Below are 12,345 nucleotides of genomic sequence, written 5' to 3'. Positions count from 1 at the left end.
GAGTCTTTGGACTCCGCCTTAAAAAGCGACCATCCGGCGCGTTTGCCGCCGGTGGAAAACATTACTCCGTAACCTCCTGCACGGAGTACCCTGGCACCCCGGAAGTGTTCTTTCGGGGTGTTTTTTTGTCTGAAGCGCGGGGGAAGGCGCGAACACGCCTGTGACGCGGCGCGGTGTGCAGGCCGTTCTTTGCTGATGGGCGCGGAGAGGGGCAGCCTGCGGATGATGCGCAGTGTCGCCCGTGCGCGGGGGCGGAAATCGGGGCGGCGGAAAGGGTGGCTCGCCTCGCCGTCGGCTGCGGCGCTGCGCTGCTCCGGCGGAAAGGGGCGATTGCCGGAAATCCGCCTTCGGGCAGGCAAAGGCGGAATGAAGAGGCGGCGAAAAGGCCGGAGGCTAGTCGAAGTCGGCGAGCAGCGGAGCCAGACTGAAGGAGCCGAGGCGTATGGCGCTGATGTCGCGGCGCATGCGGGCCATGGCCTCGTAGAGATGCGGAGATCCGAGGCCGTTGTGGATGGAGCTGTAGGCCTCGATGAAGGCGGCCAGATTGTCGCAGGCCTTGATGAGTTGGCCGTCCTTGGGATCGAAGCGGTCGTCGTTGCAGCGGGCCTGAAGATCGGCGAAGCCGTCCGCCTTCTGAATGCCCTGATCGGTGCGGAAGGTGTCGTTGAATTCCGACTTGGTGGTGAGGCCGAGATAGTAGTCGAGGCGTTCCCGGATGTGGCCGTAGCCTTCCTGTTCCAGCGGATCGAGAATCTTGCTGTGCAGTTCCTCGTCTTCGTACTGATGGATGATTTCCGGCAGCTGGGCCACGGAGCGCTTGACCGGCGTGATGATGTCGCGGGTGAGCAGCTCGGCGAGATCGTGGAACAGACCGCAGTAGAAGTCGTTGATGCGGCGCTGGGGGCAGCCGTCGAGGTAGAGGCTGAACAGATAGGAATACACGGCCACGATGAACATGTGCCCCAGCACCGAGGTGGCGGGCACGCGCGGCGTCTGGGCCCAGCGGATCTGAAAGCGGAGCTGTCCGCAGAGGTTGGCCATGCGGGCGAGCGCGGTTCCCGAGCCGGCGAGCAGCTCGTTGACGCCGTCCACGTCCTTGAGCGCGAGCAGGCGCTTGTTGAACGACGGGCCTATTTCCTTGATTTCCTCGTCGAAGCCGTTGAGCGGTTCGATGAGGCAGAATTCCCAGCGGGAGGCGTACATGTGGGCCGCGCTGAGGATGCGGTCGCTCAGGGCGTTGCCCTCTTCCGCCGGGCGGGAGTGATAGGCCGTGAGCCGCTGCCAGAAGTCTTCGTCCAGCGGGCGGATGCGGGGCTCGAGTTCTTTGAGCGTCCAGGCGGTGAGTTCGCGGTAATGTTCGCTGTTGGCCTTGATGCGGTAGAACACCGGCGGCTTGATGTCGGTGATGATGAGCCTGTATAAATAGTCGAAAATGCCGCCTTCAATGATGTCGATGCCGATGCGGCGCTGCTCTTCGTCGCTCATGCCGGCGGTGTTCTGCTGCCAGAGAAGAAAGGCCACGATCATCTTGTGAGCCTGCTTGTCCAGCTCGAAAAGTTCCACGGGACGCAGCTTGTCGTTCCACCGCCGCATGCTGGCTCCCGAGAAAATGAACTGGAGAAGGCTTTTTCTGATGCTCCGCATGGCCATTCCTCACTTGCTTAAACTTTCATTTTATGGCAGATACCTTGTTTCAAACGTTCTGGCAAGGGAACGGCGGTCTGGTAGCCGCTCCCAAGGCGCGTTTCGCCGGCTCCCCGTTGCGGGCGGAATGGCTCCGGTTTCCCTTGAAAAAGGAACAGTGTAACGAGGAATGTGCTTCCGGCTTCTGGCGGGAAGCCTTTTTGTGACTACGCCTCTTCAACGGCACACTCATGCGGTTCCGCTCTGCGCGGGACAGGAGATATTTTCATGAAAACTTTCAGCCCGACCCCGGCCGACATCGACCGTCAGTGGTATCTGGTTGACGCCGAAGATCAGATCCTTGGCCGTCTCGCCGCTCAGATCGCTCATCGTCTGCGCGGTAAGCACAAGCCTGAATTCGCTCCTCACATGGACAACGGCGATTTCATCGTTGTGATCAACTGCGAAAAGATTCGCGTGACCGGCACCAAGATGCACGACAAGCTCTACTACAGCCACTCCGGCTGGGTTGGCGGCCTCAAGGAAATCAGCCTCGAAAAGCTGCTTGCCTCCAAGCCTGAAGAAGTGCTCCGCAAGGCTGTTCGCGGCATGCTGCCCAAGAACCGTCTTGGCCGCGCCATGCTGAAGAAACTGAAGATTTACGCCGGCGCCGAACATCCTCACGCCGCTCAGGCCCCCAAGCCGCTGACTTTTGAGAAGTAGGAGTCCAGCCATGTCCAGCACTTTTGATTACGGCACCGGCCGCCGCAAGACCGCTATTGCCCGTACCCGTCTTTATCCCGGTTCCGGCCAGATTGAAATCAACGGCCGTCCCATGGATCAGTATTTCCCCCGCAAGACCCTGCAGATGATCGTCCGTCAGCCTCTTGCCCTCACCAAGCTCGCCGAACAGTACGACATCAAGGTCAACGTGTGCGGCGGCGGCATTTCCGGTCAGGCCGAAGCTGTGCGCCTCGGCATTTCCCGTGCTCTGCTCCAGGCCGATCCCGCCCTGCGCGGCACCCTGAAGCATGCCGGCCTGCTGACCCGCGATGCCCGTAAGAAGGAACGTAAGAAGTACGGTCTGGCTGCTGCCCGCGCCCGTTACCAGTACTCCAAGCGTTAATCTTTCGATTCTCGCCATGTGGGAGCCCGTCGTTTTTCGGCGGGCTCTTTTTTTGCTCCGCGCCTGCCGGAAAAGGCGCTCGGCAAAGGCACTCCCTCCGCAAAAGTCGATTCGGGAATGGCGGAGATTCCGGCAGGCGCGAAGACAGGGCGAGCCGCGCATGCTCTTTTCACGGCTCGCAGACCCGAAGTGCGAAAAATGCCGCACATGCGTCAGAATTATTCCGGGAACGCCGTATGATGGAAGAAGTTCCATCAGGAGGTTTGTCATGGTGTTCTCGCCCAGAATGGTCATGCTGCTGCTTGTGGTCTGCTACGCGCTGTGGGGCGGCGGCATGATCGCCATGAAGTACGCGTTCGAGTCCTTCACGGTTCTGCATGTGGTTTATGCCCGGGTGGCCTTTGCCGCGCTGTTCTATCTTGCGCTTCTTCCGAAGTGGCGGCACATGCCCTATGAAAAGGGCGACTGGAAATATCTGCTGCTCCTGGTCATGTTTGAGCCGTGCCTGTTCTTCCTGTGCGAGACGTTTTCCATGAAATACACCACGGCCTCGCAGGGCGGCGTCATTGCGGCGTGCTTTCCGCTCTGCACGGCGGTGGCGGCGTGGCTTTTCCTCAAGGAAAAGCTCACGAAGCGCACCGTGCTCGCCATTGTTCTGGCCGTGATCGGCGTGGCCGGATCCTCGTACTTTGCCGAAGGCGACGCCAAGGCCTCCAACCCTCTGCTCGGCAACCTGCTCATGTTCGGCGCCGTGCTCTCCTCCACCGGTTACGCGGTGTGCGCGCGCTTCGTCGCCCGCCGCTATTCCTTCCTCAGCATTTCCGCCATTCAGGCCATCGGAGGAGCCATTGCCTTCTCGCCGTTTCTGCTCACTTCGTCGCTGCCGCAGAATGTCACGCTGCCCGCGCTCGGCGGTCTGCTGTACATGGGCGTCGGCGTGGGCATCCTGGCCTATCTGCTGCTCAACCTTTCGCTCAAGCATCTGGAAGCGGGCATCGTGTCGCTGTTCGGCAATCTCATTCCCGTGTTCACCCTGATTTTCGCCTACGTTCTTCTCGGCGAGAGACTCAACGTTCCGCAGGTGCTCTGCGTGGCGCTCGCTCTTTTCGGCGTGGTCATTTCCTCCACGGAAAAGAAGAGCTGATCTTCCGTTTCTTTGGAGCGAAGAAGAGCTGACCTTCTGCTTCGGGCGTAATGCTCCGGCTTTCCACGGCCTTTTTCGGGCGGCGCGCATTCGCATTTGCAATCCTGGCGCGCGCGGCGTATAGCCAAGGTGAAAAACAGCGCGATATTGCGCTGCAAAAACAGGCTTTCGCCCGGAACATCACTATGACGGAACCTTTGTCCGAGCAGAAAAACACATCGTCTCTGCCTTCCATTCCCGAAAACGGCTGCATCACGCTCATAGGCATGGCCGGAGCGGGCAAGACCACGGTGGGCCGCCTTGTGGCGCGCTCGCTCGACTGGGCCTTCGTGGACTGCGACCACGTCATCGAAGCGGCGTTCGCCGCGTCTCTCCAGACCGTGGCCGACGCCATGACCAAGGAAGACTTCATCAACGTCGAAGCCGAAATCGTGGGACGTCTGCGGCTGTGCCGCACGGTCATCGCCACCGGGGGCAGCGTGGTGTATCGCGCCTCCACCATGGAACATCTGGCATCCCTGGGGCCCGTGATCTATCTTGAAGCGCCCATGAACGTGGTTCTTGAGCGCATTGCCCGCAATCCCGACCGCGGCCTGGCCATCGCTCCCGGGCAGACCGTGGAGGAGCTCTTTCTTGAGCGCGAAGCCCTGTATCGCCGTTACGCGTCGCTTGTGGTGAGCACGGCCGGGGTTTCTCCCGCAGAGAGCGCGCGCCGCGCCCTGGAAGAGATTGCGCGCTGGTACGCTTAAATCATTCTTGACGCCGTGACGCCCTCAAGGGTACTCTTACCCGTTGTCTGTGCCGCTTGTTTCGGCACGTTGATTATGCTAATTTTTCCTTTTAAGGAGTCTGACTATGCTTCGTCGCACTGTTATTGCGCTGGTTGTGGCCTTTTTCTGCTCCGCCGTCGTGCTGCCTTCCCAGGCTGAAGCCGCCGGCAAGATAGGCGTGGCCAATCCCCTGCGCCTTTCCGCTCAGAGCGATCCCGGCAAGGAAGCTGAAAAGCAGCTGACTTCCATGTTCGGCAAGGAACGTCAGCAGCTTGAAAAGCAGAATGAAGACCTCAGCAAGCAGGCCGAAGATCTGCGCAAGCAGGCCGCCGCTCTGTCTGAAAAGGCCCGCAACGAACGCGCCCAGAAGATTCAGAAGCTGGCCCAGGAACTGGAAACCAAAGGCACCGCCTACACCCAGCGCCTTTCCCGCGTGCAGCAGGCCATCAATTCCCAGATGAATGAAGTGATGCGCACCGCCTGCGAAAACTACGCCAAGAAGAACGGCTACGACATGATCGTGGACGCTTCCGTGGTCATGTTCTACGTTCAGGCCAACGACGTGACGAGCGGCCTGATCGAGGAAGTCAACAAGGTCTGGAAGTCCAAGGGCGGCAAGTTCAATCTCAGCTCCGTGAAGTAACAAAGGAGCCATGAATGCCCAATCCTTCGTTCAAGCTTTCCGAAATTGCGGAAAAGCTCGGTGTGAGACTGGCTCTCAAGGAGCCTGACGACGACATCGTCATTACCGGGATCAACACGCTGGAAGAAGCCGGCCCCACGGAGCTGAGCTTTCTGGCCAACCCCAAGTATGTTTCACAGCTGGCCACCACAAAGGCCGGGGCCGTCATCGTGCGGCCCGAACATGAGAACGACGTTGCCCGCGCACTTGTAACGGATAATCCCTATCCCATGTTTGCGCAGGCGCTGACGCTGTTCGTCAAGCCGCAGGGCAGCTTCACGGGCGTGAGCCACATGGCCTGCATTCATCCTGAGGCCGAGCTTGGCGAGGATTGCACCGTCTATCCGTTCTGTTACATCGGCCCCCGCACCAAAATCGGCAAGGGATGCGTGCTCTTTCCCGGCTGCTACATCGGAGAGGATTGCGAGCTGGGTGAGGGATGCATTCTGTATCCCCGTGCGGTGCTCATGGCCGGAACCAAACTCGGCAAGGCGTGCGTGCTGCAGCCCGGCGTCGTGATAGGCGGCGAGGGCTTCGGCTTCGTGCGCACTGCGGAGGGAATCCGCAAGGTGCCGCAGATAGGTCACGTGGAACTCGGCGATCATGTGGAAGTTGGCGCCAACACCACCATCGACCGCGCCGCGCTCAGCGCCACGCTCGTCGACAACGGCACCTGCATCGACAATCTGGTCATGGTGGGCCACAACGTGCATATCGGCAAGGATTGCCTCATCGTTTCGCAGGTGGGCATTTCGGGCTCCACGCACGTGGGCGACAACGTGACCATGGCCGGGCAGGCCGGTATTTCCGGACATCTGCACATCGGCAGCAATTCAACCATCGGGCCGCAGGCCGGCGTTGCCAAGAACATTTCCGAAGGGCAGGTCGTCGGCGGCTCCCCCACCATGGACTATAATACCTACCTGCGCAACGCCACGCTCATGCCCAAGCTCCCCGAGCTGTTCAAGCGCGTGGCCAGGCTCGAAAAGGAAATGGGCCACAAGCCCATGGCCAGCGACAAGACGGACCGCTCCCTGGTGGCCATGTGGAATCGCTGGATGTCCATGATGCATCATCGTTGATCCGGCCCCGGCGGCAGGGCTGGCCCTGCCGCCGGTTGTCGTTTCCGCGCCTCTTCGTCCGTATCTCGCGAAGAAAAAAGTCGGAAGCGGCAACGCCGTCACTATAAACCGTTAAAAGGCAACAACACCATGAGCGAGTCCATTTCCCTCGGCATCAAGGAGATCCTGAGCATCCTGCCCCATCGCTATCCCTTCCTTCTGGTGGATCGCGTGGACGAGCTGGTGCCCGGCGATCACATTCGCGCGTATAAGAATCTTACCTTCAACGAACCGTTCTTCCAGGGTCATTTCCCCGGCGTTCCGGTCATGCCCGGCGTGCTCATCATCGAGGCCATGGCGCAGACGGGCGTTCTCCTCGTGGCGCACAGCTTCCCCGAGTTCAAGGAGCATCCCGATCAGATTTATCTGTTCACCGGCATCGAGAAGGCGCGTTTCCGTTCGCCCGTCCGCCCCGGCGACAAGCTGGTCATGGAATGCACCAACCTGACGCACAGAATGCAGCTCTGGAAAATGGATACCAAGGCGTATGTGGACGGCAACATCGTTGCCGAAGCCAGACTTACCGCATCCGTGCTTCCCAGGGAGTCGTTCTGATATGGCAGCCCCTCAGATCCATCCGACCGCGTTTGTCGCACCTACGGCCCAGATAGGCGAAGACGTCGTCATCGGCCCTTGTGCCGTTATTGAAGACGACGTCGTCATCGGCGCGCGCACCCGCATCGACGCCTTTGCTTCCATCAAGCGCTATACCACCATGGGAGAAGACAACCATGTCTATTCCTATGCCGCCGTGGGCGGAGAACCCCAGGATCTGAAATTCCACGGCGAAAAGAGTCAGCTTGTCATCGGCAACAGGAACAACATCCGCGAGTTCACCACGCTTCACCGCGGCACGGAATCGGGCGGCGGCGTCACCCGCGTGGGCGACAACAACCTGCTCATGGCCTACGTTCACGTGGCGCACGACTGCACGGTGATGAACAACGTGGTCATGTCCAACAACGCCACCCTCGCCGGACACTGCTTCGTGGACGACAACGCCATCATCGGCGGCCTGTCTGCGGTGCATCAGTTCGTGCGCGTGGGTACGCACGCCTTTGTGGGCGGCATGTCCGGCCTCGCGCAGGATCTTCCCCCGTGGATGCTGGCCGTGGGCAACCGGGCCACGGTGCAGTCGCCCAACATCGTGGGCCTGCGCCGCGCCAAGGCGTCCATGGAGCTGCTCTCCGCGTTCAAGCAGGCCTACCGCATGACGTGGTATTCCGGCATTCCCCGTCCGGACGCGCTCATGCAGCTGGAGGCCGAATACGGCCATCTGCCGGAGATCATGGGCTTCATCCACTTCGTGCGGGAAAGCAAGCGCGGCATTCTGCCCGGCGACGACCGCAAGAAGATCATGGATCTTGCCTGAACAGGACAGTGTTCCGCCCTCTGCTGCGGAACGCCGACGTGTTTTCAAGAAAAGGTCGTCTTTGCGGACGGCCTTTTTTTGTGTGCTCGATCAAAAAAAAGCCTTCTGCGTGGAGGCGCTTCGGAGGGGGGCTGTTTGGGCTTGGGCGCGGAGCACGATGAGAACGGCGCTGCCGGAACGGGGCGTTCGGAAGAGCGCGGCGTGTTCGCCCCGGGGCCATTGTTGAAAGGCGTGCAGCGTAGCTCTGAGCGCGGAAGGGGAAAGGACGTGGCGGGCGTCTGGAGGCACAGAAGACCGATCCGGGCGGGCAATCCGGGCGGGTGTGGAAATGGAGCCCGTCGCCTTGTGCCGTGTGTGCGGGGCTGCGACAGCGTTGTGACGGCCTCGCATTGACCGATTGTCCAAGGGCGAACCGTGATCCTGGATCTTCGGGCGTTTGCCGGAGCTCGGCCGCGACCGTGCTCCGTTTTTTGAGCTTTTTTGGGGATGTCTGCCCGGCCGGAAAGCGGGAAGATTGGAGCCAGAAAGGTTCGGCATGATGCGCTTGAGCGCCTGCTTGCTCAACTCGCGGCGCAGTGTCACAATGGGCAGGACTCGCGCCGGAGTTTTTTCCGCGCGGCAAGGAGAACAGGGTGAATAATTTTGTGTTCAACACCCCCACCAGGGTGGTTTTCGGCAGAGGCGTGGAAAAGGAAGTCGGCGGGCTGGTGCGTGAATACGGCGGCAGCCGCGTGCTGATTCACTTCGGCGGCGGCAGCGCGGAGCGTTCCGGGCTTCTGGGGCGCATTCGCGATTCTTTGAAGGAGGCGGGCGTCAGCTGGGTGGAGCTCGGCGGCGTGGTGCCGAATCCGCGTCTTTCCAAGATTCATGAGGGGATTGCGCTCGGCCGCCGCGAGGGCGTGGACTTCATTCTGGCCGTGGGCGGCGGCAGCGTCATTGATTCGGCCAAGGCCATAGGCTACGGACTGGCCAACGAGGGCGAGGTCTGGGACTTCTTTGACAAGAAGCGCAAGGCTACCGCCTGCGCTCCCATCGGCGCGGTGCTGACTATCGCCGCCGCGGGCAGCGAAATGAGTTCCTCCTGCGTGGTGACCCGCGAGGAAGGCTGGATAAAGAGAGGCTATTCCAGCGAATATTCCCGTCCGCGCTTTGCTGTGATGAATCCCGAGCTTACGCTTTCGCTTTCGCCCTGGCAGACGGCCTCGGGCTGCGTGGACATTCTCATGCACACCATGGAGCGGTATTTTCACCGCAGCGGCGGCATGGAGCTTACCGACGGCATTGCCGAAGCGCTGCTCAAGACCGTGATGAAGAACGCGCTTATTCTCCGGGACGATCCCTCGAACTACGACGCGCGCGCCGAGGTCATGTGGGCGGGCAGCCTTTCACACAACGGTCTGACGGGCTGCGGAACGGACGGCGGCGACTGGGCGTCCCACAAGATAGAGCATGAAGTGAGCGGCCTGTTCGACGTGTCTCACGGTGCGGGACTGGCCGCCGTGTGGGGAAGCTGGGCCCGGTATGCGTACCCTGCGGACGCGGCGCGCTTTGCCCGCTTTGCGCATAAGGTCATGGGCGTGAGCGGCGCCGGAACTCATGAGGAAATGGCGGAAAAGGGCATTGCAGCCATGGAGAATTTTTTCCGGGCCATTCACATGCCCACGTCGCTCTCGGAGCTCGGCGTGCATCCCACGGAAGAGCAGATCCGCGACATGGCGGAAAAATGCTATCGCGGCATAGGCGGCCCGGTGGGCGTGATTCGTCCGCTGGGGGTGGACGACCTGATAAACATCTACCACATGGCCATGTAGAACGGTCGGAAGGCGCGTCCGTGCGGCCGTTCCGCCGACGCGTCTTGTGTAGACGGAGCGTCAGCCGTGTTTGCGCAGCCTGACGGGTGCAACGGTTGAGACTTGAGCTCGGCCGGGCGTCGGCCGGTGTTGAAAAAACGGGGGAAGAGGTTTTTGCCTCTTCCCCCGTTTGCGGTTGTGTGCGGATACCTAGCGGCGCGCGAGTTCGCGTTCCATGTCGCGGGATTCGGCGCGGCGTTTGAGCTCTTCGCGCTGATCGTGCAGCTTGCGGCCCCGGGCGAGGGCGATTTCCATTTTGACCTTGCCCTGCTTGAAATAGATTTTTGTGGGAACCACGGTGAGCCCCTTCTGCTCGATGCGCGTGGTGAGCAGATGGATTTCGCGGTGATGAAGCAGGAGCTTTTTGTCTCGGTCGGGATCCTGAAGCACGTAGCCGCCGCGATCGTAGGGCGCAATGCGCAGGCCTACGACAAAGGCTTCGCCCTCGCGGCACTCGACGAAACTGTCGCCGAAGCTGACCTGCCCGGCCCGGATGCTTTTTACCTCCGGCCCGGTAAGAACGAGACCCGCTTCAAAAAATTCAAGAAATTCGTAGTACTGACGGGCTTTGCGGTTATCGATGCGCGGCGTGTCGGCCATGGGGATGCTCCTGAAGAGAAGATCGGAAAACGGCGGCCTCAAGGAAAAGGAAGAGCAGGAAAGGAGGCGGTTTTCCCAAGGATTTCACAGGGGGAAGTACCATACAAGCCTTTTTCCTGCAAGATGGACGAAAAAACGCCGCCCGGAGGCCGTGCGGAGAAGATCGGCCTTCGGGCGGCGCGGCGGACGAATTGTCGTGAAGGAGATCGCCCGGCATGCCGCAGCTCAGGCGAAAAGACGCGGAAGCGTGTCCGGATCGCCTGAGCCGGGATCACATGTTTACATGAGTCCTATATAGTTCCAGTACGGAATCCAGACCACGACGAGCAGCACGCCGGCAAGCAGGGTACGAAGGCCGAGCGCGGGCAGAATGTGCCGGAGCGTGACGCAGCCCGTGGTGAACAGGTAGAGGAACATGACGCCTTCGTAGGGGAAGAAGTACTGGTCGAGGCCGAGCTGGAAGGCGTAGAACAGGGGCAGCGGGTTGACGCCCATCTGCACGCCGAGTTCGCCGAAGGCGGGCGTGAAGGCCACGGTGGCGGCAAAGGGCGTGAGCAGGAAGTTGGCCACCGTGCCGGCCACGTAGGAGCACACCACGCTGATGGTGGGCGGCAGGCCCTGCAGATAGGGCATGATGGAGGCCACGGCCCACTTGTTGGCGCCGACCACGCCGGCCACGGCGCCTATGGCCATGCAGCCCGCCACGAACACCAGAAACATGATGTTCAGGTTGTTGAAGGTGTTCACATTCAGAATGCCCATGCCGGGCATGTAGCAGAGCAGGGCGGCGAGGCAGAGAATCCAGACGGCGTTGAGTCCGGTGAAAGGTTCGAGCATGAAGCCGAGCACGCTGATGAGCGCCAGAACGAGAAGTCGCTTTTCCGCGGTGCTCATGGGTCCGAGTTCTTCCATGCGCTTTCTGAGCACCTGTTTGAGGGTGGTTTCATCGGGCATTCTGGTGGAGCCGCGGGTGAGGTACAGGGCCACGAAGCACAGCACGATGTACAGCAGATTGTTGAGGCCCATGTGGGAGAGGTATTCCCAGAAGTCCACGTGTTCGCCGATGGCCTTGAGCAGGATCTGGAACGCCCAGATGAAGGATTCCGAGGTGTGCAGGAACTGCATGGTGGGGGCGGAGGAGGCGAAGAAGCAGCCCAGCATGATGAGCGAGGACATGCGGGACTTGGTGTCCAGTTCCAGCGCCTGAACGATGCCCATGCCGATGGCGCAGAAAATGACGGTGCGGGCAAAGCCGGAAGCGAGCAGCAGACCGAGAATGATGCCGCCCACGCCGAAGCCTATGAGCATGCCCCGGAAGGTGCCGCCCGTGAGAAGCATGCAGCGCAGGGCCACGCGCTTGGCCAGACCGGTCTGATCCATGGCCTCGCCGAAAATGGCGGCGCCGAAGGTGGTCCAGATGAGCACGGTGGTCCAGGGGCTGAACACGACTTCCGGCGTGGCGAGATTGGTGATCAGATAGGCGAAGGTGAGCGCCGCGGACACGAACACGGCGGGCAGCAGATCGAAGACCCAGATGACCACGGCCACGGCGGTCAGAGCCAGATACAGGGGAAGATTGGCGTAGGTGTCGTTCGGAGCCAGAGTGTAGAACAGCGAGGCGGCCAGCAGAACGGAGAGCCATTTCAGGGCAAGGCTTCTGGACATGGGCATTTTCCTTGAGAGAGTTCAGGATAAATTTCACGTGAAGGAACCGAAAAAATGCGCGTCGGCGGGGTCGGCGGGCTGAACGCGCGTCGCGGCAGTGAAAAAGGCGTCGCGGCAGAAATCCGGTTCGTGTTCGTTGCGGCGGATAGATGCGCGAGCTCCGGCCTGCCGCTCGGGGAGAGAAGCGGCAGACCGGAGCTCGTCGTCAGTTCTGTTTTTCCGATGCGGTCGCGGAAGCGCAGACCGGGAAGTTGAAGTTGTCCATGTAGTAGCGGTAGGGCTTGACCGGGTGGCGGTCCAGCGGCACGGCGTCGAAGCTCGCTTCCATGCCGTGTTCGCCCTTGCGCACGTTGATCCAGGCCGGACCACGGGTGTCGTCCCTGTGGGGGAAG

General features: G+C 61.0%; 13 protein-coding genes. 9 read left to right on the top strand and 4 right to left on the bottom strand.

What is annotated here, in order from left to right:
- Positions 1 to 393: 393 nt before the first annotated feature.
- Complete coding sequence (locus ACZM96_RS06830) at positions 394 to 1,644, bottom strand: HD domain-containing protein (RefSeq protein WP_489488112.1); 1,251 nt, start codon at positions 1,642 to 1,644, stop codon at positions 394 to 396.
- A 267-nt stretch (positions 1,645 to 1,911) separates the two neighbouring features.
- Between ACZM96_RS06830 and rplM the strand changes: the two genes are divergently transcribed.
- The 9 genes from rplM to ACZM96_RS06785 all read left to right on the top strand — a co-directional run bounded on the left by rplM (position 1,912) and on the right by ACZM96_RS06785 (position 9,649).
- Positions 1,912 to 2,346, top strand: a complete 435-nt coding sequence (gene rplM / locus ACZM96_RS06825; protein WP_294484185.1) for a 50S ribosomal protein L13 — start codon at positions 1,912 to 1,914, stop codon at positions 2,344 to 2,346.
- Positions 2,347 to 2,356: 10 nt separating this feature from the next.
- The gene (gene rpsI / locus ACZM96_RS06820) at positions 2,357 to 2,749 is read left to right on the top strand and encodes a 30S ribosomal protein S9 (RefSeq protein ID WP_294484183.1); all 393 of its coding nucleotides are present in this window, start codon (positions 2,357 to 2,359) and stop codon (positions 2,747 to 2,749) included.
- 268 nt (positions 2,750 to 3,017) lie between these two features.
- Positions 3,018 to 3,893: a DMT family transporter gene (locus tag ACZM96_RS06815; RefSeq protein ID WP_489488111.1), complete on the top strand. Its 876-nt coding sequence runs from the start codon at positions 3,018 to 3,020 to the stop codon at positions 3,891 to 3,893.
- A 185-nt stretch (positions 3,894 to 4,078) separates the two neighbouring features.
- Entirely contained in the window at positions 4,079 to 4,642 is a 564-nt protein-coding gene (thrB, locus tag ACZM96_RS06810) for a homoserine kinase (RefSeq protein WP_489488109.1), read from the top strand.
- A 106-nt stretch (positions 4,643 to 4,748) separates the two neighbouring features.
- On the top strand, positions 4,749 to 5,306 hold the full coding sequence (locus tag ACZM96_RS06805) for an OmpH/Skp family outer membrane protein (RefSeq protein WP_346665477.1): 558 nt from the start codon (positions 4,749 to 4,751) through the stop codon (positions 5,304 to 5,306).
- 14 nt (positions 5,307 to 5,320) lie between these two features.
- The gene (gene lpxD, locus ACZM96_RS06800) at positions 5,321 to 6,427 is read left to right on the top strand and encodes a UDP-3-O-(3-hydroxymyristoyl)glucosamine N-acyltransferase (protein WP_489488108.1); all 1,107 of its coding nucleotides are present in this window, start codon (positions 5,321 to 5,323) and stop codon (positions 6,425 to 6,427) included.
- Positions 6,428 to 6,556: 129 nt separating this feature from the next.
- A complete protein-coding gene (fabZ, locus tag ACZM96_RS06795) occupies positions 6,557 to 7,021 on the top strand; it encodes a 3-hydroxyacyl-ACP dehydratase FabZ (RefSeq protein WP_294484177.1) in 465 nt (154 codons plus the stop codon).
- Position 7,022: 1 nt separating this feature from the next.
- Positions 7,023 to 7,838: an acyl-ACP--UDP-N-acetylglucosamine O-acyltransferase gene (lpxA, locus tag ACZM96_RS06790; protein ID WP_489488107.1), complete on the top strand. Its 816-nt coding sequence runs from the start codon at positions 7,023 to 7,025 to the stop codon at positions 7,836 to 7,838.
- A 632-nt stretch (positions 7,839 to 8,470) separates the two neighbouring features.
- The gene (locus ACZM96_RS06785) at positions 8,471 to 9,649 is read left to right on the top strand and encodes an iron-containing alcohol dehydrogenase (protein ID WP_489488105.1); all 1,179 of its coding nucleotides are present in this window, start codon (positions 8,471 to 8,473) and stop codon (positions 9,647 to 9,649) included.
- 189 nt (positions 9,650 to 9,838) lie between these two features.
- Here the strand turns inward: ACZM96_RS06785 and smpB are convergent, their stop codons facing one another.
- From smpB to ACZM96_RS06770, 3 genes are all read right to left on the bottom strand, one after another.
- Positions 9,839 to 10,288, bottom strand: coding sequence for an SsrA-binding protein SmpB (smpB, locus tag ACZM96_RS06780; protein ID WP_294484171.1), 450 nt, complete (start codon positions 10,286 to 10,288; stop codon positions 9,839 to 9,841).
- 279 nt (positions 10,289 to 10,567) lie between these two features.
- Positions 10,568 to 11,953 carry an SLC13 family permease gene (locus ACZM96_RS06775; protein WP_489488103.1) on the bottom strand — a complete coding sequence of 462 codons (1,386 nt, stop codon included), beginning with the start codon at positions 11,951 to 11,953 and terminating at the stop codon, positions 10,568 to 10,570.
- Positions 11,954 to 12,158: 205 nt separating this feature from the next.
- Positions 12,159 to 12,345: hypothetical protein (locus tag ACZM96_RS06770; RefSeq protein WP_489488102.1), on the bottom strand; the 187-nt coding region annotated here is incomplete at its 5' end.

The organism is Mailhella sp., from assembly GCF_057866825.1.
The sequence above is the reverse complement of the archived record's forward strand: the minus strand, read 5'-3'. Positions and strand labels throughout refer to the sequence as shown.